The sequence below is a fragment of the Planktothricoides raciborskii GIHE-MW2 genome (assembly GCF_040564635.1).
GTDB classification, from domain to species: Bacteria; Cyanobacteriota; Cyanobacteriia; order Cyanobacteriales; family Laspinemataceae; genus Planktothricoides; species Planktothricoides raciborskii.
On the sequence record NZ_CP159837.1, the window covers coordinates 6,671,859 to 6,695,864 of the forward strand.

The window sequence follows — 24,006 nt, forward strand, 5'->3', positions numbered from 1 at the left end:
TTGTAAGTAGAAATGAAATGACAGAATTGATTTTACCTTTACATAGCTTTACAGATAGTGGGTGATAAAGTCAAAATTTTTGTTTTTTTTTACAATTTTATTTGTTGTTTGTTGTTTTTTGTTTTTTGTTTGTTATTTGTTATTTGTTGTTTGTTACAAAACGGCAATAGGGTGTAGGGCAACAGGCAGAGGTGCAGAGGGGCTTTTGGGGTGTGGGGTGTGGGGCCGCCATCGGTGTAGGGTGTAGGGTGTGGGGTGTGGGGAGTGTGGGAAGTGTGGGGAGTGTGGGGAGTGTGGGGTGTGGGGGAAGAGGAAAGAGGAAAGAGGAAAGAGGAAAGAGCAAAGAGGAAAGAGGAAAGAGCAAAGAGGAAAGAGCAAAGAGGAAAGAGCAAAGAGGAAAGAGGAAAGAGCAAAGAGGAAAGAGGAAAGAGGGAAGAGGAAAGAGGAAAGAGGAAAATTCTATGCATCTCTCTTCTATGCATCTCTCTTCTATGCATCTCTCTTCCCCCTACACCCTACACCCTACACCCTACACCCTACACCCTACACCTCTTACCCTGAGCCTGCCGAAGGGCTACACCCTACACCCTACACCCTACACCCTACACCCTACACCCTACACCCTACACCCTACACCCTACACCCTCTCTTCCCCTGCACCCCTGCACCGCCGCACCCCGGTTCCCCGTTCCCTAATCCGAAATCACGTCAAAATTGCCCCACCCATCAGCCGTTGATAGCGCTGATCTAACTCCAGTTTCAACAAAGGCCACCGATTTAAAGTGGGATCTTTTTCGATCACTTTTTCGGCGGCATCCCGCGCCAAAATCAATACATCCTGGTCTTCGGACAAACTCGCCAGGGCAAAGTCCGGTAAACCAGACTGCTTGGTTCCCAAGACTTGACCCGGCCCCCGCAAGCGCATATCCATTTCGGCAATTAAAAATCCATCTTGAGACTGAGCCATCACATTTAATCGCTGTTTGGCATCATCGGTGGCTTTGGGATGAGTCATTAACAAACAATAAGAACGTTCTGCCCCCCGACCAACCCGCCCGCGTAGTTGGTGTAATTGAGATAGGCCAAAGCGTTCGGCATTTTCAATCAGCATCACTGTGGCGTTGGGTACATCCACCCCCACTTCTACCACTGTGGTGGAGACTAAAATTTGGGTTTCTCTTTCCCGAAATTGATTAATCGCTGCTTCTTTTTCGGCGGAAGTCATGCGGCCATGCAATAATCCCACTTGAAATTCTGGATAAATCACGTCCTGGAGTCGCTGATATTCTTCGATCGCCGACTTCAAGTCGATTTTTTCCGATTCTTCAATTAATGGCAACACTACATAAGCTTGTCGCCCTTGGACAATTTCTCGCCGAATCAAGTCATAAGCTTCGTGGCGGTCTTTCCCTGATAGGACTGTGGTTTGAATGGCTTGGCGTCCGGGGGGCAATTCATCAATCTGGCTGACATCTAAATCCCCATGTAAGGTGAGGGCGAGGGTGCGGGGAATGGGGGTGGCAGTCATGGTCAGCACATGGGTGACGCCATCGACTCCTTTTTGCTGTAGTAGCGCCCGCTGTTGGACTCCAAAGCGATGCTGTTCGTCGATCACAATCAGTCCTAAGCGGTGGAAATTTACCGAGTCTTGGATCAGGGCATGGGTTCCCACGATCGCGGGTAATTCGCTGGTTTCCAGTTGGGCATAAATTTGTTTACGTTTGGCGGTTTTGGTAGAACCTGTGAGCAGTTCTACGGGCAAATGCAGTAAATTGAACCATTCAACGATTTTTTTATAATGTTGTTCCGCTAAGACTTCTGTGGGAGCCATGATTGCGGTTTGATAGCCGGATTGAATGGCGGCTAACATAGCTACGACGGCGACCACGGTTTTACCAGAACCGACATCCCCTTGGACTAAGCGGTTCATCGGTTCGGGTTTTGCTAAGTCGCCGAAAATCTCGTTGATGACTCGCTGTTGGGCTTTGGTGAGTTTAAAGGGCAGCAGCCGATAAAATTCGGCAATCAATTCCCCTTTGGGTTCTAAGATGGCGGTGGTGGTGGATTGTTTGGCCGTATGACGCCGGTTGAGTAGTCCCAGTTGTAGATAAAAGAATTCATCAAAGACTAGGCGGCGCCGGGCTTCGGCAAGGATATGGCGATCGGGGGGAAAGTGGATGTTGGCGATCGCTTCTGGTAAATCGATTAACCCGTACTTTTTCCTCAGACCTGCGGGTAAGGGGTCTTGTAAAAGTTCCGCCATTGGCAAAATTTTCAGCGCCGCCCTTCGCACCACATCAGCGGTGACTCCCTCGGTGAGAGCATAAATTGGGAGGACTCGACCAACGGTGCTGGAGTCCAATTCACCACCGATCTGATCGAGGACTTCCAATTGGGGATTATCTAGGGTGGTGCCATATTTACTTTTTTTCACTAATCCCGAAGCTGCTACCATTGCCCCAACTGGATAAAGCCGTTTTTGCTGTTCTTGCCAACCGCGAGAACTCATCCGACCGGCAAAAAAACGACTCAGCTTAATGTCACCTGTATGGTCTTTGAGCACAATGTCCAGGATACTTAATTTTTTGTTGCGAGGACTGGTAAAACAATTACACCGTTTCACAGTGCCGATAATAGTCACGGTTTCACCGGCTTCTAATTCTTTGATCGGTACTTGACGAGCGTAGTCAATATGATCTCTTGGGTAATAAAATAGTAGGTCACGCACGGTGTAAATTCCCAATCTGGCTAGGCGATCGCCGGTTTTTTCTCCCAGCCCTGGCACTGAAATCAATCCTTGATCGAGAGAAATTTGGCCGCTCCTCACAGATTTTTTCCCTGACTGGGTTGATTCCACCCCCTTAGATCCACCATTAGATGCCGGAATTTCTTTATTTTTATATCCCGTTGCTTTGGCGAAGCGATCGGAATTTCTCGATGTCGGATCTGGTAAAGGTGAGTGATTTTCTGCCACCGAATTTCCCTGGGGCGATCGCTTAATTTGATAGGAAGTCTCTGTTTGACAAGTGAGGATCTGCTGCATTTGCAGCAAAAACATTTTAGTCTGGGAAATTAACGTTTTTCGCTGTTCAGAATCTAACTTAGGATAGACAGCAAACTTACTGGCTAAATCTTGCCATTGTTGGCGATCGGTGGCAACTAATGCCCCAGGACTATCTTTTAAACTCAAATGCAAAAACTCACTAAAGCGGTATTGATGACCCATCAAGTCTTGAAAGCCTTTTTCTGCTTCAATCGACAAGGCTTTTTGTAATCTCAACCAATCTGGTAATTCTGTAGTCACGGCTTATCCCCTACTCTTCAAACCAACTCGATCTCCAAGCTGCTTCTGCTTCAGCAATTATGCGTTCTTGTTGTTTCTTTTGATACTCCTTTACAAGACTATTTAACCGATGGGAAAGTTCACGAATTTGATTGCGTTTTGCCATCAACAGAGGTTCGGCAAACTCAATATCAGACAACCGTAAATTAATTTTTAAAATATTAATCACATCCTTATATTTTTTCTCTCGATTGCTGGATTTTTCCCCTTCGGCATCATTGCCAATTTCAATGGTCAAATTGACGATATTGGGCAAATTACCCATCGGTTCAGCATAACCAGAATTTTTCGCCCCCAACTCTAACAACATATCGGGAATATCCGGTAAATTTTTCGGTAAAATTTTATAGGATTGTAAATCCTCATTAGTTTTCCGAGAAACTGTTCTTAAAATTTCTATAATTCCTTGCTCTAATGTTTTATGCCACTGAGAGATCCGCTCTGGATTTGTTAACACTAGACCAGCCCAGGGATTTTCTGTCTCTTCGCTTACTTGATGAAAACTGCTTTCATCTAATAGCGCTGATTCATCATTTTCCTCTAATTCATCTAAATTATTCTCGGAAAAATCATCAGAATCAGCGGCGGCATCGCTTTCTGTTTCATCGGTTTCATTAGATAAATTTTGTTGAACTCTTAAAGTTAAAGTGAGTAAAATCGACAAATCCTGAACCGCGCTGAGAGCATTCTGGCGAATGGCCGATTGTAATTCTTGTTTTTCTTTAAAAGATAAGCTTAAGAAAGCTTCTGGGTATCCTTGCGTACATAGATAATAGCTGGCTAAAATCAGTTGTTTTTTTACGGCATTTCCTAAGAATTTTAAATAATTCAAAAAAGTCTGATGTAATTCATTGGCTAACGCTTTTGAAGATTGCTCGATCGCAGCTAATTGTTTTTCAACTTGTTTCAGGCTACTGGACATATTTTTTGAAAAGTTTAATAACCGAAAAAGTAAAAGGTAAAAGAAACAGAACCTCTGCTTTTCTTTTACCTTTTATCTCTTAAATCATTACCACTAAATCATTACCACAGAAGGCTGTTATTTCTTTCCACCAGTTTGAGCGGCGACTTCCTCAGCAAAGTTTTTCTCTTCTTTCTCAATGCCTTCACCCAAGACAAACCGGACAAACCGACGGACTTGGATATTTTCACCGAGTTGAGCAATGCTTTCTTTAACCAGTTCTTCTACGGTTTTATTTTGATCCCGAATATAGGGCTGATCCATCAAAGAAAGTTCTTTCAGGCGCTTTTCAATGCGACCTTGAACAATTTTTTCTTTAATATTATCGGGTTTGGAACCGAGGTCATCACGACCCATTTCAATCTCTTTTTCTTTCTGGGCGATCGCCTCTGGAATATCAGAAACTTTGATATATTCCACCTGCGGGCAGGCGGCAATTTGCATAGCAATATTGCGTACCAGAGATTGAAACTCTTGCCGACGGGCGACAAAATCAGTTTCGCAGTTAACTTCCACTAAGACACCAATGCGTCCCCCAGTGTGGATATAACTGTCTACAATACCTTCGGCGGCCACGCGCCCTGCTTTTTTGTCTGCGGAAGTGATGCCTTTTTGCCGCAGCCATTCGGTCGCTTTGTTGATATCGCCGTTATTTTCTGTGAGAGCTTTTTTACAGTCCATCATACCTGCGCCGGTTTTTTCGCGCAGTTCTTTGACTGTTTTTGCAGATATTTCCGCCATGTTGCCTGAGTTAGGAATCTATGGGTAATTTGAACAGTAGAATAATATTGAAGACTGGTTGAGGATTTTAGGTGATTAAATCAGTCAATCAATCTTCAATAATCAATCATTGATTAATTCAGAATAATAATGAATTAATTGTCATCTGAATCATCGGATTCATCATAAGATTCATCGTCATCGGATGATTCGTAGTCGTCTTCGTAGTCGTCTTCGTAATCGTCGTCTTCATAATCGTCATAATCCACCCCTTGAGGAGCATCTCCATGACGACCTTCGTAAATAGCATCAGCTAATTTACCAACAATTAATTTAATGGAGCGAATTGCATCATCATTCGCCGGAATATGAATATCTGCTAAGTCTGGGTCGCAGTTGGTATCTAGCAGAGCCACAATGGGAATATCTAATTTTTGGCATTCGAGTACGGCGTTGTACTCCCGACGTTGATCGACGATCACCACGATATCGGGAATTTTCCGCATATTCTTGATGCCGCCCAGATATTTTTGCAGTTTAGCCTTTTCCCGGCGGAGCATAGAAGCTTCTTTTTTGGGACGACGATCTAAAGCCCCGCTGTCGTCCAAGCCTTCTAATTCTTTGAGGCGCTGGGCACGGCGTTTGATGGTTTCCCAGTTGGTGAGCATTCCGCCCAACCAGCGTTGGTTCACATAGTAGGAACCGCAGCGGTTTGCTTCGGCAGCCACAATGCCAGCCGCTTGGCGCTTGGTGCCAACAAATAGAACTTTTTGCCCTTTTTCCGATGCACTCCGCATATACTCATAAGCTTCTTCCATTAACTGGGCGGTTTGCACCAAGTCAATGATATGCACTCCATTGCGATCGGTAAAGATATACGGAGCCATTTTGGGGTTCCAGCGGCGGGTCTGATGCCCAAAGTGAACCCCTGACTCTAGCATTTCCGCTAATGAGACAACTGGCATGATTTTTGATTCTCCTCGTTCGGGTTTATCCTCCATCTGGGCGGATTTTCATCATCCTTATGGGGATGGAAAACACCCGAAACCCCAGATGTGCGATTTTTCACAACTTAACTAGGGTAGCACAAGATGAGCAGAAATCTCTGCTAATTTCTGCTAATTTCCGATTTTTTTTATGCTTAATTGGTAATTAGCAATTATTGGCGGCGGAACATTCGGCATAAGCTTGATATACCGCTTTGACGTTGTACCAATTAAGAAATATGCGGGCAATTTCTAAGGCGAGTTGGGGTTTTCCTTGGTCAATTAACCATTGTAAAAAACCGGATAAGCTGCGTTCGTTGATTGTTCCTCCTAGAGAGAGTGTAGCCCAAAGAATTCGGTGTAACCAGGTCATTTGAATCATTAGCCTAACTTCCCAGGTTGGATGTTTTTGGTAAAATAAAACCCCCATTTTTCCCCGTTGAATTTCTCGGTCAATTAATCGGGGAATTTGCTCTAAGGCAAAGGCCGGATGCCAGTGATAGCCGACAGCTTCGGGACATTTGATCAGTTTTAATCCCAGTTTTTTGAGGCGAACTCCTAATTCTAGGTCTTCCCAACCATAGAGGGAAAATGCCGGATCGAATAAACCCGCTTGTTCTAACCATTTTTTCGCGATCGCCACATTGCCGGTAGCAAAATAAGCGGCAGAAAAATCGGTTATTTTATAAGGTTCACTGGTGGGATTTTCAAAGTTACAAGTATTGATGACTGCCCCATAGGTAAATATGCGCGAATGACCGAATTTTTTTTCCGCTTTTTTTAAAGCAGCGGCATGGGCAGAGAGAAAATTTTCGGTGACGACTAAATCACTATCAATAAAAATAATTGTGTCACCAATGGCTGATTGAATGCCTAAGTTTCTGGCGGCGGCAGGGCCAAGATGTGATTGTTCTAAGCACCGCAAATGAGGCAATTGCCCAGAGTGCGATCGCAGCCACTCCAGGGTATTATCGGTAGATCCGTCATCGATGACGATGATTTCATAGTCGGAAATTTGGCTATTTGGGGGAATAGTTTGCTGTTCTAAGGCTTTGAGGCACTTTTGCAGAATTGGCAGACGATTGTAAGTGGGAATAATAATGGAAAAAAACACGGTTTACCCTAGGATCATTTTTAGTTTACTTTATTTGGTTTAATTTAATAGTAACTCAGAAACCGGGTTTAGGCATATGCTATACCCAGAAACCGGGTTTCTTCTTTGCTATCAACAGTTATCTTTGTGATCCACAGGCATAAATAAACCCGGTTTCTCATCCCCACAGTCAACCCCTATTCTCAGAAACCGGGTTTCTTCTTTGCTAAGAACAGTTATCTTTATTATCCACCAAAGAAACCCGGTTTTTTTTCTGGCTTGAGGAGCGATCGCATACCGTGGCCAGAAACCGGGTTTCTTCTTTGCTACCAACAGTTATCTTTATTATCCACCAAAGAAACCCGGTTTCTTTTTTTGCTTGAGGAGCGATCGCATACCGTGGCCAGAAACCGGGTTTCTTCTTTGCTACCAACAGTTATCTTTATTATCCACCAAAGAAACCCGGTTTCTTTTTTTGCTTGAGGAGCGATCTCATACCGTGGCCAGAAACCGGGTTTCTTCTTTGCTGCCAACAGTTATCTTTATTATCCACCAAAGAAACCCGGTTTCTTTTTTTGCTTGAGGAGCGATCGCATACCGTGGGCAGAAACCGGGTTTCTTGAGTATAATTGATCTAGAGAATCGATCGCTTGCCCTGGTGCGAGTTAAATTTTCGATTACCAACTCACTAACCCATACAATCAATTTCTTTGACTATGCAGCCAATCCATTTTAATCAGGTTTTAGAAATTGCTGAATCTTTATCTGATTCTGAGCAAAATTTTTTAATTGAAATTCTCCAAAAACGATTACAAGAGAAACGGAGAAAACAAATCGCGGCTAACATTGCTGAAGCCCATGTAGAATATAAGATGGGAAAAACGCAAAAAGTTACGGTAGATGAGTTAATGGCGGATTTAGATTAATGAATTTAGTTACATCATCTGCTTTTAAACGCGCTCTTAAAACCACTGTCAAAAAGTATCCTCAGTTGAAAGAGCGAATTGCCGAAAAATTAGAATTATTAGGCATCGATCCGTTTAATGCTATCTTGCGGACTCATAAGTTAAAAGGAGAGTTATCAGGTGCTTGGTCTTGTACCGTGGATTATGATTGTCGGATTGTGTTTGATTTTGTCACCAATGAAGAAACAGGAGAATCTGAAATTTTGTTGATTGATATTGGCAGTCACGACGAAGTTTATTAAGGCGATCGCATACCGTGGCCAGAAACCGGGTTTCTTCTTTGCTGCCAACAGTTATCTTTATTATCCACGAAAGAAACCCGGTTTCTGGGGATAAGAAACCGGGTTTCTTCTCTGCTATCAAAATTTATCTTTATTATCCACGAAAGAAATCCGGTTTCTCATTCACATTTCTAAAATCCTCCGTTGTAGCCACGCAACAATATTATGAATTAGTTGCGGGTATTGCGGGGAAAAAGTTTGCAAAGGTGGGTGGGTTTGGTCGGTAATTAGGCAAATTATCCCGTCAAACCGAGTGAGAAGATCCAGAAAAGTTTCGCTAAAACCTTGGGCGGTTCCGTTGCTGGGGTCTTGATATAAAATTAGGACAGGGGGTTGATCATTTTCGTCAATTAAATCAGCCCAATAGTCTTGCAAATCTGCCATATTTTTCGGTTTATCCTCTATTTTCCGGCCACCTTGTTGGGTCATTTGGCGATAAATTGTTTTGGCAGGATCGTCACCGATGAATTTACTGCCGTCGATATAAAAGACTTGCACAGTTTGGTTTAGGTTGGTTTCGCTGAGTTGGGTTTGCAAATTTCTAGGGAGTTGGGCAAGTTCAAGATTTTGCACAAGGGGAGAGGTTTCGCCATGCCATGCGTGGTAAAAGTCTGGATAGGGTAAATCTTGGGCAATTTTCCAGAGAATTTTATAGCAGTTTGTCCAGAGGTCAAAGTTATTTTCGTAGGTTTCATGGTTGAGGTAGGGCTGTAAGGTAGTAACTACAGTTTTTCGATGTTCATCAGTAATGATGATTTTCCCTAAACCCTCGGCAGCCAGCCCACGGGTAAATACAGATTCATTGGTGTAGATAATTTTGACCAAAGCCGCGATCGCCGTTTGATTGCCTGGGTCGATTTCCCCCAAACTATAGGCAGCCTGCCAACAGGTATCTTCATCTTTAGTGGTTTCGATAACTTTAGCTAAAGCAGCGATCGCTGTTTCATTGCCTTGTTCGATTTTCCCTAAACTGGAGGCAGCCTGCCAACGGGTATCTTCATTATCAGTGGTTTCGATAACTTTGACCAAAGCAGCGATCGCCGTTTCATTGCCTTGTCCGATTTCCCCTAAAATCTCGGCAGCCAGCATACGGGTATATTCATCTTCAGTAGTTTCGAGAATTCTGACCAAAGCCGCGATCGCTGTTTCATTGCCTGGGTCGATTTTCCCTAAACAAGAGGCAGCCCGCCGATGGGTATCTTCATCTTCAGTAGTTTCGAGAATTCTGACCAAAGCCGCGATCGCCATTTCATTGTCTTGTCCGATTTCCCCTAAACTATAGGCAGCCTGCCCACGGGTATATTCATTTTTAGTGGTTGCGATAACTTTGATCAAAGCAGCGATCGCTGTTTCATTGCCTGGGTCGATTTTCCCTAAACAAGAGGCAGCCAGCCAACGGGTATCTTCATTATCAGTGGTTTCGATAACTTTGACCAAAGCAGCGATCGCCGTTTGATTGCCTGGGTCGATGAACCCTAAATAATAGGCAGTCTCCCTACGGGTATCTTCATCATCAGTGGTTTCGATAACTTTGACCAAAGCCGCGATCGCCGTTTCATTGCCTTGTCCGATGTCCCCTAAACTCCTGGCAGCCAGCCAACGGGTAAATTCATCTTCAGTGGTTTCGACAACTTTGACCAAGAGAGCGATCGCTGTTTGATTGCCTTGTCCGATTTCCCCTAAACTCTTGGCAGCCAGCCAACGGGTAAATTCATTTTTAGTGGTTTCGAGAAGTTTGACCAAAGCAGCGATCGCCGTTTCATTGCCTTGTCCGATTTCCCCTAAACTCTTGGCAACCTGCCTACGGGTATCTTCATCTTTAGTGGTTTCGAGAACTTTGATCAAAGCCGCGATCGCCATTTGATTGCGTGGGTCGATTTCCCCTAAACTCTCGGCAGCCTGCATAAGGGGATATTCAGACAATTGGGGATCTTCAACAATTTGGCAAAGTTCTCGAATAGTGCGTTTACGGTCAGTTTGGGGCAGAATTTCTCTGGCACCTGTTTCACTTGAATCGAGAAAGGTGTGCCATTCCTGTTCTTCCTGGTCGTAATAGCCAAAACCCCACTGAACTATCTGCTTAACAATGGCATCACCGAGAGAACAGGTTTTAAACTCACTAATCCCTGCTGCGGCTAGGAAAAAAGAGCGATATCCATAGAAATTTTCTACTCCATCATTAAAATTCACTAACTTTTCTATAAACTCCTCTTTCTCCTTATTAAACTTCTCCTGATCTGTAACATCGCTACGACCTAACCAGAATAAAATTACCTGCTTCCACTGCGGTTGAAAAATTCGGTATTGAGGTTTTCTCCCCGGGATAGTGGATTCCCGCCTGCGCGGGAATGACAGGTTTTCGCTGCATTCTTTCCCTGGGACTGGAAAATTTACATGATTCCGAGGTACAAAATCATCCCAATCATCTACCGCTAAGGCGGCAAAATATTCTTGAAACGTCAGATGGAAAAAAGCATAAATCGGTTCATCGTTGCGAATATCCCGATAAACAAAATTCAACCAGCCCAAATCTTCTGCTAACTTAAACCATTTCTGTTCCAAGACTGAATAAACAAACGACTGGTGCAAAGGACGATTTTCCGCGATCGCCCGAAATGCCAATTTCGCAAACCGTCGATTTAACTCCTGTCGCTCATCGAGGCTAGTAGGAAACTCCTGCTGCTTCCAAACATAAAAATCATCGCGAATTTGCTGATATAAATCTGCTTGGGTGGTGGGCAATATCCCCGGATTTAATAACCATGCTTTACACAACAGAGATAACCGCAAAGGATTTTTCACCAAATCGAAAATCCGCGCACTTTCTGCCGTTGCTAATTTCTCTTGTAACTGTTTGCCTAACTCCGGTTTTTCTTTCTTCTCAAACCACTGAGAAATAAAATCATTCACCTGTTCCCCTTCAAAACAAAGAGTGCGATAGGTGTCAAACTTCGGCAAAGTATTGGGGTTTGCCTCCCACACATTCAAACGACAAGTTAAAACCACTCGCGCTTTATTTACCCATCCCGTCAGGGATTTCGAGATTTGGGTCAGGGGATTGGCGGTTTTCATTTCATCTACCCCATCTAACAACAGCCACACCTTGCCACTATTAAATAAATCCACTAAGGCTTGTTTTTGCGCTGTTGTCGGTTCCAGTAGGGAAAAAGCATCTTTTAGCCATCTGTTCAGCAAATATTCCTCAAGGGTAAAATCCCCTAAATTCGCCAGAGGTATCCAAATGAGAAAAACCTCTCTGGTAGATAAATATTGGACAATTTGCTGTAACCAAGTGCTTTTCCCCGCCCCCGGTTCCCCAATAATCGCTAAATTTTTATCCGCTTTGGCGATTACCCGATCTAAAAAATCTTGGTAGGCGTAGCGTTTCTCAATTTCGTTTTCCCCTTGGAGTTGATATTGCTGCATTCCTTGGGTCGAGTCGGGATTTTCCCCACTGCGTCGAGGTTGTTGCTTGGGTTTGACTAACCCCAAGGGCACATAAATATCCACCTCATGTCCCATGCCATATCCTGTTGCTTGGCGTCTCTGGGCTTCTTCATTGAGGAGGTTTGTGCAAATTTCGCGCCAGTCGATCGGTTTTTCCGCAGGTGTCGCTAATTCTAAATCAGGAACAGAACCGATATTATCAGCCCATTTGTCCTTAATTACCTTTAAATTGTCTTTTTTATCCGCAGTCTGATGCTTTAGTTTGAGGTGAAATTTCCAATAGCCGCTTTTATCATTTTTGCCATGCGGTCTTTTATCTTCTAACAATTTCAAGTCTGTTAAGCAGTCGAGAACATCCTGGACTGCCTGTTTCTTTTTCTCAGGCGAATCTTTTTTCGTTCCATCTAAAGATGGAGATATTTCTAATGTCTTTCCAATACATTCTGTCAATGTCCATAAATCATCTTTAGTGATGCCTTTCTCGCTGGTTTGAATTTTGTTTCTCAGTTTTTGTTCAACCTTTCCCGATACCCGCAACTCATCTTCTTTAACCCATTCCAGCTTAAACGTGGCTTTTAGCTTATCCCCCGGAATGCTAATTTCCTCGTCAGCAAGGGTCAGTAACGCCTCAACTACTTTTAAGACGTTGCCTAATGTAATTTTATCTTTGCGGTATTTGCCCATTGCGACATTTTTGCTAAAAATCAGAGTTGTTTGGGCAAATTCGCCCAAACGCGAGGCTTGCCCAAACGCCTAAACCCAATTGTATCATGGGTTTCAGAATTTTTCCCATCGATTTGATTAGGCCAAAACCTAAAGTAACAATTGATCTCGAACAGTCAAACACGAGATGAATTGAGGAAGAAATCAATGAGTGAAATACAACTCGGACTATGGGCAGGATACGAACAAGTCATTGATAACTCTGGTAAGCCAAAACGCAAGCATAGCCACCGTTACCAACCTGTTATCAGAGACATATCGCCCAATACAGCCCAAACGGAAAATTTTCGCACTCTAAAAGAACTACAAATTACCCAGCAAATTTTAGCGGATAGCAGGGCAATTTTAGACAATCACGGGGTTGAAACTTTACAACTAATTTTAAACTCCCTGCCCCATGCTGCCAATTTGCCCAAATCAGAACCTAACCCAGAAGCTAATCAACTCTCAAGTTTACCTTTTGACAACTCACTAGATCAGGAGATTTACTATGTCCTTAGCAACCGTTAAAGCCGTTAAAGCCGTTAAACCTATTTGGAAAATATTGCCCAAACATCATGTTTCTCGTGGCGTGGGTTACAGCCAAGAAACTGACTTTATCGTAATTACTGAAACCTGTGTGGTGGTGATTGAAGCCAAAAGCTATCGTGGTAAAATTATCACCGATCGCGATGCGATGAATAACCAATGGTTTTGCCAAACGGGTAATCACCTAGTCCCGATTAAAAGTTGTTGGGGCAAAAATCCTTTTCAACAATGCGATCGCTATACCAAAAGCGTCTTAACAATTTTACAAGATTATCCCCAGACCTTTCCCCTTTGGCGAGAATTCAAAGACGCCATTCAGTTGCCAACAGTCAAAAGTCTGTTAAATGACCATTTAACATTCCTTGATTTTAATGGCGAAACATTTACTATTGGCTTAAGCAGTCCTGCATTAGCGAAAATTGCCAATGAAACCCCGAAAAAAGCCGAGTTAATCAAAGCGGCAAACTCTCTCTATCCCCACCAAACTATGCAAGTTGCGATCGCCCATATTCCCAGAATTCCCCAAATCCCAAAAATTCCCGTTTATGGGGCGATCGTCTTTCCTAAAAATAGCGATATTTCCCAAATTGGTCATGGAAATCATCCGCATATTCGAGAAATTGGCACATTTTATCGAGTCACCACCGTGGACTATTTGCCATCGCTGATAGACTGTCTGGAATTAGAGGCTGCCCAGCATACCAATTACTATCGGTTTTCTCCCTTAAAAATCGAAAATTTATTGTGCGATCGTCCGATTAATTCCAGAAACCTAGAAACTGGGTTTCTTAATGAAATCTTTGATATTCAGCCACAATTGTCGCAGAAACCCGGTTTCTCAAGCTTATCCTTCTTGCCCAAACAAATCGCGAAACCTTTGATCTAATTAGCTTTAACCCTTGAATCAACCCAGTGGCTTTGGGCGAACTCACCCAAAGCCACTGCAACTTTTACTGAAAATATCAGAATGCCACGAAAATACGCTAAAAACGAAATTACAAATTACAAGGAGCAATGTTCTAAGATTTGTTGAGTCATTACTTGCCCTGACTTATGGGGATAAAATTAGTATTCCAGAAGATAAGCTGGAGAATAAATTTAAAATTGAATGGACAGGAAAAGACCCGAATCAGTTGTTCATATCCGGTGATAATTCGATTGTCACCAGCAAAAGAACTGTACGTAAAGAAAAGCGTGAATTAGGCACCACAAAAAAGGATTTATGGATCTTAATTAAAGCATATTGCCAGGACGATCAAGCCTTAAGGCTGCCGAAAAATATAAATAATACTCCCGCCAATTATCAAAAGTTAGCGGCAGAATAACGCACCAATACAATGCGGAGTAGCTGCGTAAGTCCTTTTTTGTAAATAAATATTGCCGCCGCCTAACACAAAGCAAAAGAAACCGGGTTTCTAAGAAAAATGTCTGCCGACCCACCAGACCCTACAGAGAAACCCGGTTTCTGAGTTACAAAGAAGTCAGCATTTCTGCGGGCAAACGCTTAAAGGCTAAACGCTCATCTTCTACATCTACAAAAATGAGATCGCCCGTGAGGAAATCTCCCCGCAAAATCGACTTAGCGATCGCTGTTTCTAGGTAGCGCTGAATTGCCCGTTTTAACGGTCGCGCCCCATAAACCGGATCGTAGCCAATATCGGCAATAAAATCTAAAGCCGATTCTGATAGTTTCAGGGATAATTTCCGTTCTGCTAAACGTTCTTTCAGCCGTTCCACTTGCAGCTTAATAATTTCCCGCAACTGTTCTTTCACCAAACTGTGGAAAATAATCATATCATCCACCCGGTTAAGAAATTCGGGACGGAAACTATTCCGCATGGCTTCCATCACCCGACTCCGCATTTCTTCATAGCGGGAATCATCCCCAGCAATATCTAATATATATTGTGAACCGATATTGCTAGTCATAATAATGATGCTATTTTTAAAGTCCACCGTATGACCTTGGGCATCGGTTAATCGCCCATCATCCAAAATTTGCAGCATAATGTTAAACACATCTGCATGGGCTTTTTCGATTTCATCAAACAAAATTACCGCATAAGGACGACGGCGAATTGCCTCACTGAGTTGCCCCCCTTCGTCAAATCCCACATATCCAGGAGGGGCACCCAGGAGACGAGAAACGGTGTGTTTCTCCATATATTCCGACATATCAATTCGCACTAAAGCTTCTTCGGTATCAAATAAATTTGCCGCCAAAGCTTTGGCTAATTCAGTTTTCCCGACCCCCGTCGGCCCAAGGAAAATAAAGCTGGCAATGGGACGATTTGGATCGGATAAACCGGCCCGCGATCGCTGAATTGCTTCTGCCACAACTTGCACCGCTGCGTGTTGTCCCACCACCCGTTGATGCAGTTCATCTTCTAAATGTAGCAGCTTTTCTTTTTCCGATTCGACTAATTTACTCAGGGGAATTCCCGTCCATTTAGAAATAATTTCCGCAATATCAGACTCGGTGACTTCTTCCCGCAATAAAGAACTGCCCTTAGTTTGCATTTCCCCTAGATTCTTTTCCGCTTGTTGCAATTGCCGCTGCAAATCAGTCAGCTTGCCATATTGCAATTCTGCCGCCCGATTATAATCATAATCTCGTTGCGCTTGTTGAATTTCCAAATTCACCCGATCGATGCTTTCTTTAATCGACCGAATATGGTCAATCACATTTTTTTCTGATTGCCATTGAGCATTAAGAGTCTGCTGAACTGCTTTCAGTTCCCCTAATTCTACTTCTAGCTTATTCAACCGTTCTTTAGATAAAGCGTCCTCCTCTTTTTTCAGGGATAAACGCTCCATTTCTAACTGGAGAATCTTGCGGTCAACTTCATCAATTTCTTCCGGTTTGGAAGTAATCTCCATTTTTAATTTTGCCGCCGATTCATCGATTAAATCAATGGCTTTATCCGGGAGGAAGCGATCGCTAATATACCGATTCGACAACATTGCTGCTGCCACCACTGCGGTATCGGCAATTTTTACCCCGTGATGCACTTCATAGCGTTCTTTTAAACCCCGCAAAATCGAGATCGTATCTTGTACCGTAGGTTCATCCACATACACCGATTGAAACCGCCGTTCTAAAGCGGCATCTTTTTCTATATACTTGCGATATTCATCCAAAGTTGTTGCCCCAATACAACGCAATTCACCCCGCGCTAACATAGGTTTCAACAAGTTACCCGCATCCATTGCCCCTTGGGTCGCCCCAGCCCCAACCACCGTATGAATTTCATCGATAAACATAATAATTTGTCCCTGAGAGTCGGTCACTTCTTTAAGCACCGCTTTCAGGCGTTCTTCAAATTCCCCGCGATATTTTGCCCCGGCAATTAATGCCCCCATATCTAACGCAATTAATTTGCGATCGCGCAAAGATTCTGGCACATCTCGGCTAATAATTCGCTGGGCTAAACCCTCAACAATGGCGGTTTTTCCTACCCCCGGTTCCCCAATTAAAACCGGATTATTTTTCGTCCGACGGGAAAGAATTTGAATCGTCCGGCGCACTTCTTCATCGCGACCAATCACCGGATCGAGTTTACCTTCGCGAGCTAATTGGGTCAGGTCGCGACCATATTTTTCTAAAGATTCATACTTGCCTTCAGGATTTTGATCGGTCACTTTATGGGTTCCTCTAATTTGTTGAATAACGTCCTTTATTTTACTTTCGGTTAAATTAAATTCCTTGAAAATTCCCTGACCAAATCGGCTATCTTTGGCAAAACCCAGCAGCAAATTCTCGATAGAAATAAATTCATCTTTGTACTGCTGGCGATATTCTTCTGCCCGATCCAGTAACGTATCTAAACTGCGACCTAAGTAAATCGAAGAACTACTGCCAGAAACTTTCGGCTGATTCCGCATAAACTCTTCGGTGCGATCGCGCAACTTAGAAAGCGAGACTCCGGCTTTACTAAAAATATTACTAGCCATCCCCTCTTGTTCCAAGAGAGATTTCATCAAATGCTCGCTTTCGATTTGTTGATGCTGGTTTTGTTTCGCAATATCTGGGGTTCTCACCAAACATTGCCAAGCTTTTTCCGTAAACTTATTTGGGTCGGTAGGTTGCATGATTAACTCTCCTGGATAGAATCAAATAGAATAACTTTAAATGTGCTGATATTACTGGAAACTTGAATAAAAGTTATCCGGTTAAAATTTAAACGCCGAGCGAAAAACAGAAACAAAAACTACATAATTCGCGTCTCAGAAGATGTCTAAAGGGAATTTCATCTCTCTACTGGTGATTTCTCAAAGCAGAAATCACCAGTAGAGAAAGGCACTCTCTGTCTTATATATATTAATCCGTAGTGATGCACCGATGATTGGGAAAACCAACCCCACCAAGTAGGGTTTCCCGGTTGAAGCGATCCCTAGGCTATTATTAAAGTAGAACTTAAGCCTAAAAGCGATCGAGGGCAGCGCGATCGCTTTTAGCTGAAGTCACTTCCTCTGTCTTGTGGTCATGTTGGGTTCTAAATCCTGTTTCCGAATCAATCAGTTAAGGCAGATTTAGGATCGTCAAATCTGGAATCTGCGGATTAACCACTGTAGATCCGATTAAGTTTTACTCAAATACTATCCCTTGGATTAACAACTATGCGTGGTTCAAAGTCTTCTATTTCTGGGTTACAACTAGGCAGTTATCTTCTCACCTTCGTTTTAGGCGTGGGGTTAGCCTTTAGCACTTTGCGGGTGCTATCTTCCGAAGCATCTCCCCCAGCAACCGCCTCAAATTCTCCGGTATCCAGCAGTTTGGTCGCTCTTCAGCCCTCACCTGCCCCGATTCAAGCTGGTAGTTTTGTGGCCTCAGCAGTGGAACAAGTCGGCCCAGCGGTGGTGAGAATTGATACCGAACGCACAGTCACTCGGCAAATGGATCCGTTGTTTGAAGACCCATTTTTCCGCCGCTTTTTTGGCGACCAAATGATTCCACAGGTCCCCCAACAAGAACTGCAACGCGGTCAAGGATCTGGCTTTATCATCGATCGCGAGGGCATCGTCCTCACCAATGCCCACGTGGTGAGTCAAGCGGATAAAGTCACCGTCACCCTCAAAGACGGACGCACTTTTGAAGGAGAGGTGGCGGGAATTGACGAGGTGATTGATTTAGCAGTGGTCAAAATTAATCCGCGTGGGGAAAATTTACCCTTAGCTAAATTAGGAGATTCTTCTAATATTCGAGTGGGGGATTGGGCGATCGCCGTGGGCAACCCCTTGGGATTAAATAATACTGTCACCCTGGGAATCATCAGCACCTTATCTCGGTCTTCGGCGGAAGCGGGAATCCCTGATAAACGAATCGACTTTATTCAAACTGATGCGGCCATTAATCCCGGTAACTCTGGCGGTCCATTGCTCAACGAACGCGGCGAAGTGATTGGGATTAATACCGCAATTCGGGCTGATGCCAATGGGATTGGTTTTGCGATTCCGATTAACCAAGCCAAAGATGTGAAAGATATCCTAGCCAAAGGTGGAGAAGTTCCCCATCCTTATGTTGGCATTCAGATGGTGACATTAACTCCTGAACTGGCCAAACAAAATAATAATGACCCGAATTCTACGATTTTCCTCCCAGAAACCAATGGCGTATTAGTCATGCGAGTGATGCCCAATACTCCTGCGGAAGCGGCGGGCATTCGTCGGGGAGACGTGATTACCAAGGTAGAAAATAAAGCCGTCTCCACTGCCGCTCAATTACAAGAAATTGTGGCCAGAAGTAATGTGAATCAAAGTTTACGCTTTGAAATTCAGCGGGGTTCACAGTCTCTTACCTTGACCGTGCGGACGGCGCAACTGCGAAACGCCTCATAAACAGACATGGGTGGCACCGATCGCCCCAAACCCCCCTAAACCTAGCTTGAGGGGTTTGGGGCGATTGATTAGAGCCGATAATCGCCATATCATCGCCATATCATCGAGTAAGACTGTTGCTACATCGAAGATAAATCAGGAAATAGGGGTAAACGCGCTGGTTGCGAACCCTATGTTATTTCTCTTTTTCATCACGTTACAGGGTTTTGCCGATTATCCGATTAACAGAACCGCCTACAAACCCCTACAAAGATTTGTACTTCAGTGATTTGTGCTTCAGTCAGCCTAAAATTCCTGTAGGGCGGGTAGATTTGTGTCAAGCTGACTCTGGGTAAATCAGGGGATAAATTTACCCAGATTGGGTCAGTAGTAACTTCCTCCAGAAAATGTATGATTAAATGGATTGATCTACACTGACGGACTAATTAATGATGTATTCTTCTAACTTGGCAAAAGAGCATAAAAATTCCCTGAATCTGGAGGAAAGTTCTACTCTGCCCCAAATCCGAGGGGTGATTTTTGATATGGATGGGGTGATTACAGATACCATCGAATATCATTATCAAACTTGGCAACAATTAGCGGATGAAGAAGGCATTCCTTTTAACCGAGAAGCTAATGAGGAATTACGGGGATTATCTCGGCGAGATTCTTTAATAAAAATGCTCGGCGATCGGGAAATTTCTGAGGAAAAAATTCAAGAACTCTTAGATCGCAAAAATCGCTATTATTTAGAATTTATTCAAACAATGAATTCTGACCAGTTATTGCCCGGAGTCGAGAATTTATTAAATGAATTACGCGCCGCAAATATCAAAACCGGAATTGCTTCAGCCAGTCAAAATGTTCACCGGGTGGTGGACAGGTTGGGCATCCGCGATCGCATTGATGTGATTACAAATGTTTACAATGTGAATCGCCCTAAACCCGCCCCGGATGTCTTTGTTTACGCTGCGGAAGAGTTGGGTTTATTGCCCAGAGAATGTTTAGTCATCGAAGATGCCGAATCTGGCATAGAAGCGGCTTTAGCTGCGGGGATGTGGGTGGTGGGTCTCGGTCCTGGGGATCGCGTAGGACAAGCGCATATTGTGTTACCAAACCTGGAAGGAGTTCACTGGTCAGATTTGCTTTTGGCTATTCAAAGTCTGCGGTGAAAAATACAATAAAATGTAATATATGTCTCTGGGCGGCAATTTAGCATTAGCTGGCGATCGTGCCTTTTACTTGCCCTCATTCCGCTTGAATAAATTGCCCACAGAAGATATTAAATTATTGGACAAAAAAATTATTGGGCAATCTCTGAAAATATTGGCAATATTAGCTCATATATTTTATAATATTTTTGGAGATTGTCCAATTTGTATTTAAGTGTGATTAATTAAATGACATCTAGCATCAAACTACCAGAAAATCGCCCGCCACATCGCTTACTGGTCACGGGAGGCGCCGGGTTTATTGCTTCAAACTTTGTCCATTACTGGTGCCAACATTACCCTAGCGATCGAGTGGTAGTGTTGGACGCTTTAACCTATGCGGGAAATCGTCAGAATTTAGCGGCGTTAGAAGAAAAACCAGAGTTTCGGTTTGTAGAGGGAAATATCTGCGATCGCGCCCTGGTCAGTCGCCTTTTAGCCGAAGAAGCCATTGATACTGTAGCCCACTTTGCCGCCGAATCCCACGTCGATCGCTCCATCCTTGGCCCCGATGCATTTATTCAAACCAATGTGGTAGGAACTTTCACCCTTTTAGAAGCATTCCGGCAGCATTTTGGCAATCTCAATTCACCGGAAAATCTGCGTTTTCTCCACGTTTCCACCGACGAAGTTTACGGCAGTCTTGGCCCAGACGATCCGGCTTTTACGGAAACCACTCCCTACGCCCCAAATAGTCCTTATTCTGCCTCTAAAGCCGGTAGCGATCACCTAGCCCGCGCCTACTATCACACTTACAAACTGCCCACCTTAATTACTAATTGTTCCAATAATTATGGGCCTTATCACTTCCCCGAAAAGCTGATTCCTTTAATGTGTATCAACATTTTACTAGGCAAACCGTTGCCCGTTTATGGCGATGGGCAAAATGTAAGGGATTGGCTGTATGTGGAAGACCATTGTAGTGCTTTAGATCATGTGATTCACCTCGGTAAACCAGGGGAAACTTACAACATTGGCGGCAACAATGAGGTAAAAAATTTAGACTTAGTAAAAATGCTCTGTAAACTGATGGATGAAACGGCAGAAAATTTGCCTGTTAAGCCCAGCGATCAGTTAATTACTTTTGTCACGGATAGACCAGGACATGACCGGCGTTATGCCATGAATGCCACCAAGATTAAAACTGAATTAGGCTGGAGTCCTTCTGTCACCGTTGAAGAAGGTTTACGCAAAACCGTTCAGTGGTTTTTAACCAATCAAGATTGGTGGCAACCCTTGTTATCGGATAAATATCAAGACTATTACAAGCAGGTTTACGATCAATCCTGGACAGCCAAATCAGAGAAATAGGATAGTTGATGGTTGATAATTGATAATTGATAGTGCGATTCGTTCACGCGGAAAGCGGAATGCCAAAGCCTGAAACGTCCGCGTGGTCTAGGTTAGGCCATCTTAAAGAAGGATAACTTTCAGGATGTGTAGGACAGTGCGTAAGACCTGGATTCCAGAGAAGGTAAAACTTCTCTAGGTCAGAGGCACCGCGCCCCACGGGTGAGACTCATTATCTTCCCTTGTGAAGCCGGCCGGAAAGCTAGGTGAGGGTTAGTAGTAGGATTGCCCGGTAAGCAGGCACAGCCAGGAGCTACGTGCCGTGAAAGTGGCACGCTCCGTTCTGAATGGGAGGGGGAGGTTGTGAAGCCTCCTTCGACCCCTACCATTATCAATTATTTTCCGCCGTTGCCCGTTGCCTGTGCAGCGTTGCCTGTGCAGCGTTGCCTGTGCAGCGTTGCCTGTGCAGCGTTGCCCGTTGCCTGTGCAGCGTTGCCCGACACCCGATACCCGACACCCGATACCCGATCGCAGAATTTGGGTCTGTCTCCCTTTTCCGATAAACTGGGGATTACTTTATTGTTGTCTTGTTAATCTGAATTTAACGTCTGTGAGAAAAATTATTCTGGCCGGTAACTGGAAAATGTATAAGACTCAGGCAGAGTCTCTGGAGTTTGTGGACGGATTTATGCCTGAGCTAGAGAATACTCCAACAGAGCGGGAAGTGGTGTTATGTGTTCCTTTCACAAATTTGAGTGTAATGGCGGCGAATTTGCAGGGAACTCGCGTGAAACTGGGGGCCCAAAATGTTCACTGGGAAAATGAAGGCGCTTATACCGGAGAAATTTCGGCTCCAATGCTGACGGAAATTGGCGTGAATTATGTGGTGATTGGTCACAGTGAACGCCGTCAGTATTTTGGTGAAACTGATGAGACGGTGAATCGGCGCATTTTAGCGGCGCAAAAACATGGCCTGACCCCGATTCTCTGTGTGGGTGAAACCAAGCAACAGCGGGATGCTGGAGAAACGGAATCTCATATTTTCAGCCAGTTGAAGCAAGATTTGGTCGGGGTTGACCAAAGTAATTTGGTGATTGCCTACGAACCGATTTGGGCGATCGGCACTGGAGATACTTGTGCCTCCGAGGAAGCTAATCGCGTGATTGGTTTGATTCGCTCCAAGCTGATTAATTCTGATGTACCGATTCAATATGGCGGTTCTGTGAAGCCAGAAAATATTGATGAAATTATGGCTCAGTCAGAAATCGATGGCGTATTGGTCGGGGGTGCCAGCCTGACGCCGAAGAGTTGGTCACGCATTGTGAATTATCAATAAAATTTGTGGTTGGTTATTTGTTATTCGTTATTTGTTCGCAAATTACTCCAATAACGAATAACGAATAACAAGGCAAAAATAGCAAAGAATTATGCACAATCAAAATTCATTTCCTTGGGGCGATCGCACCTATATTATGGGTGTGTTAAATGTCACCCCAGATAGTTTTAGTGATGGGGGTCAATTTAATACCAAATCAGCGGCGATCGCACAGGCAAAATCCCTGATTGCCGGTGGAGCCGATATAATTGATATCGGTGGGCAATCCACTCGACCCGGTGCAGAAATTATCTCCCTTGATGAAGAATTAAACCGGGTTGTGCCCATTGTCCAAGCCTTACGTTGCGGCGACGATGAGAATCCCCCAATTCCCGATCGCATTTTAATTTCTGTGGATACATTTCGCTCTGAAGTAGCCGCCGCTGGGATCAACGCTGGGGCAAATATTGTTAATGATATTACGGGTGGTATAGCCGATCCGCAAATGTTACCGTTAGTCGCAGAATTGGGAGTGCCAGTAATCTTAATGCATACGAGGGGAACCCCGCAAAATATGCAACAGATGACGGATTATCAAGATTTAATTGGAGAAATTTATCAGTTTTTTCAAGCAAGAATTGAATCCGCGATCGCCCGGAGGATAAATCGGGAGCAAATTATCATTGATCCGGGCATTGGTTTTGCCAAAAATTATGAACAAAATTTAGAAATACTCAGACGATTAAGTGAGTTTAAATCCCTGGGATTACCGATTTTAATTGGCGCTTCTCGGAAAAGCTTTATTGGCAAAATATTAGACCAACCTGAACCAAAAAAACGAGTCTGGGGAACCGCTGCCGCTTGTTGTGCCGCGATCGCCAATGGAGCGAATATTGTCCGGGTTCACGACTTACCAGAAATGTGGGATGTTTGTCGGGTGGCTGATGCGATTTGGAAAGAAAAATCACTATAAAATAAATTAAACTAAATTCAACTAAATTATTAGTCTCGATTAATCATAGACCGATAGAAAAGATCGAGCCAGAAATAGGACAGAAATAGGACAGGGTTTAGAAACCGCTGACCTCTGTCTTTAAAAATGGTTACATAAATTTCCCAACACTTACGGGGTGAAAATGATACTTCCATGAACTGATGCCCAGAATTGATGCCCAAGTAAATGACAAACTATAACAAACTATGACAATTTTACCCCGAAGGATAGCCATCCGCGAATTTTGAGGATAAAATTGAACCAGCTTTGATTATTTGCTGGTGTCGGTTAATGGTGGGTAAAACCCCCTAATCTATATTATCGATAAA

At 43.8% G+C, this 24,006-nt stretch carries 20 protein-coding genes; 12 read left to right on the forward strand and 8 right to left on the reverse strand.

Features of this window, described 5'->3' with window-relative positions; translation table 11 throughout:
• Positions 1 to 461: 461 nt before the first annotated feature.
• Entirely contained in the window at positions 462 to 737 is a 276-nt protein-coding gene (locus ABWT76_RS28450; RefSeq protein WP_354635313.1) for a hypothetical protein, read from the forward strand.
• Here ABWT76_RS28450 and recG read toward each other — a convergent pair.
• From recG to ABWT76_RS28480, 6 genes are all read right to left on the reverse strand, one after another.
• Complete coding sequence (gene recG, locus ABWT76_RS28455) at positions 704 to 3,304, reverse strand: ATP-dependent DNA helicase RecG (protein WP_054470269.1); 2,601 nt, start codon at positions 3,302 to 3,304, stop codon at positions 704 to 706. The genes ABWT76_RS28450 and recG overlap by 34 nt on opposite strands.
• Positions 3,305 to 3,314: 10 nt before the next feature.
• Complete coding sequence (locus ABWT76_RS28460) at positions 3,315 to 4,265, reverse strand: hypothetical protein (protein ID WP_054470268.1); 951 nt, start codon at positions 4,263 to 4,265, stop codon at positions 3,315 to 3,317.
• Between the two features lie 117 nt (positions 4,266 to 4,382).
• On the reverse strand, positions 4,383 to 5,045 hold the full coding sequence (gene tsf, locus ABWT76_RS28465) for a translation elongation factor Ts (protein ID WP_190880392.1): 663 nt from the start codon (positions 5,043 to 5,045) through the stop codon (positions 4,383 to 4,385).
• A gap of 134 nt (positions 5,046 to 5,179) precedes the next feature.
• Positions 5,180 to 5,989, reverse strand: coding sequence for a 30S ribosomal protein S2 (gene rpsB, locus ABWT76_RS28470; RefSeq protein WP_054470270.1), 810 nt, complete (start codon positions 5,987 to 5,989; stop codon positions 5,180 to 5,182).
• A 187-nt stretch (positions 5,990 to 6,176) separates the two neighbouring features.
• Positions 6,177 to 7,124 carry a glycosyltransferase gene (locus tag ABWT76_RS28475; RefSeq protein WP_190880390.1) on the reverse strand — a complete coding sequence of 316 codons (948 nt, stop codon included), beginning with the start codon at positions 7,122 to 7,124 and terminating at the stop codon, positions 6,177 to 6,179.
• Positions 7,125 to 7,329: 205 nt separating this feature from the next.
• Complete coding sequence (locus tag ABWT76_RS28480) at positions 7,330 to 7,536, reverse strand: hypothetical protein (RefSeq protein WP_354635315.1); 207 nt, start codon at positions 7,534 to 7,536, stop codon at positions 7,330 to 7,332.
• 283 nt (positions 7,537 to 7,819) lie between these two features.
• On the opposite strand from ABWT76_RS28480, the gene ABWT76_RS28485 reads away from it, so the two are divergent.
• Positions 7,820 to 8,029, forward strand: a complete 210-nt coding sequence (locus ABWT76_RS28485) for a hypothetical protein (protein ID WP_054470263.1) — start codon at positions 7,820 to 7,822, stop codon at positions 8,027 to 8,029.
• A complete protein-coding gene (locus tag ABWT76_RS28490; RefSeq protein WP_354635316.1) occupies positions 8,029 to 8,310 on the forward strand; it encodes a type II toxin-antitoxin system mRNA interferase toxin, RelE/StbE family in 282 nt (93 codons plus the stop codon). The genes ABWT76_RS28485 and ABWT76_RS28490 overlap by 1 nt, the downstream gene beginning before the upstream one ends.
• Positions 8,311 to 8,472: 162 nt before the next feature.
• On the opposite strand, the gene ABWT76_RS28495 is transcribed toward ABWT76_RS28490, so the two are convergent.
• Positions 8,473 to 12,528, reverse strand: a complete 4,056-nt coding sequence (locus ABWT76_RS28495) for a HEAT repeat domain-containing protein (RefSeq protein WP_354635317.1) — start codon at positions 12,526 to 12,528, stop codon at positions 8,473 to 8,475.
• A 138-nt stretch (positions 12,529 to 12,666) separates the two neighbouring features.
• On the opposite strand from ABWT76_RS28495, the gene ABWT76_RS28500 reads away from it, so the two are divergent.
• Genes ABWT76_RS28500 through ABWT76_RS28510 form a run of 3 tightly spaced genes read left to right on the forward strand, consistent with a single transcriptional unit; the run spans position 12,667 to position 14,372 of the window.
• Complete coding sequence (locus tag ABWT76_RS28500; protein WP_354635318.1) at positions 12,667 to 13,029, forward strand: hypothetical protein; 363 nt, start codon at positions 12,667 to 12,669, stop codon at positions 13,027 to 13,029.
• Positions 13,010 to 13,933: a nuclease-related domain-containing protein gene (locus ABWT76_RS28505; RefSeq protein ID WP_354635319.1), complete on the forward strand. Its 924-nt coding sequence runs from the start codon at positions 13,010 to 13,012 to the stop codon at positions 13,931 to 13,933. Before ABWT76_RS28500 ends, ABWT76_RS28505 begins: the two co-directional genes overlap by 20 nt.
• A gap of 13 nt (positions 13,934 to 13,946) precedes the next feature.
• Positions 13,947 to 14,372, forward strand: a complete 426-nt coding sequence (locus tag ABWT76_RS28510; RefSeq protein WP_054466622.1) for a hypothetical protein — start codon at positions 13,947 to 13,949, stop codon at positions 14,370 to 14,372.
• 145 nt (positions 14,373 to 14,517) lie between these two features.
• Here ABWT76_RS28510 and clpB read toward each other — a convergent pair whose 3' ends face one another.
• Positions 14,518 to 17,139, reverse strand: coding sequence for an ATP-dependent chaperone ClpB (gene clpB / locus ABWT76_RS28515; protein ID WP_354635320.1), 2,622 nt, complete (start codon positions 17,137 to 17,139; stop codon positions 14,518 to 14,520).
• Positions 17,140 to 17,667: 528 nt separating this feature from the next.
• Here clpB and ABWT76_RS28520 point away from each other — a divergent pair.
• From ABWT76_RS28520 to folP, 6 genes are all read left to right on the forward strand, one after another.
• Complete coding sequence (locus ABWT76_RS28520; protein WP_054466620.1) at positions 17,668 to 18,885, forward strand: HhoA/HhoB/HtrA family serine endopeptidase; 1,218 nt, start codon at positions 17,668 to 17,670, stop codon at positions 18,883 to 18,885.
• A 428-nt stretch (positions 18,886 to 19,313) separates the two neighbouring features.
• The gene (pgmB, locus tag ABWT76_RS28525; protein WP_082348875.1) at positions 19,314 to 20,039 is read left to right on the forward strand and encodes a beta-phosphoglucomutase; all 726 of its coding nucleotides are present in this window, start codon (positions 19,314 to 19,316) and stop codon (positions 20,037 to 20,039) included.
• 228 nt (positions 20,040 to 20,267) lie between these two features.
• Positions 20,268 to 21,389 carry a dTDP-glucose 4,6-dehydratase gene (rfbB, locus tag ABWT76_RS28530; RefSeq protein WP_190880381.1) on the forward strand — a complete coding sequence of 374 codons (1,122 nt, stop codon included), beginning with the start codon at positions 20,268 to 20,270 and terminating at the stop codon, positions 21,387 to 21,389.
• Between the two features lie 342 nt (positions 21,390 to 21,731).
• Positions 21,732 to 21,962 (forward strand): hypothetical protein, encoded by a 231-nt coding sequence (locus ABWT76_RS28535; protein WP_156331747.1) that lies wholly within the window; start codon positions 21,732 to 21,734, stop codon positions 21,960 to 21,962.
• 16 nt (positions 21,963 to 21,978) lie between these two features.
• Entirely contained in the window at positions 21,979 to 22,704 is a 726-nt protein-coding gene (gene tpiA / locus ABWT76_RS28540) for a triose-phosphate isomerase (RefSeq protein WP_054466617.1), read from the forward strand.
• A 91-nt stretch (positions 22,705 to 22,795) separates the two neighbouring features.
• On the forward strand, positions 22,796 to 23,656 hold the full coding sequence (gene folP, locus ABWT76_RS28545; protein ID WP_190880377.1) for a dihydropteroate synthase: 861 nt from the start codon (positions 22,796 to 22,798) through the stop codon (positions 23,654 to 23,656).
• The last annotated feature ends 350 nt before the right edge of the window (positions 23,657 to 24,006 follow it).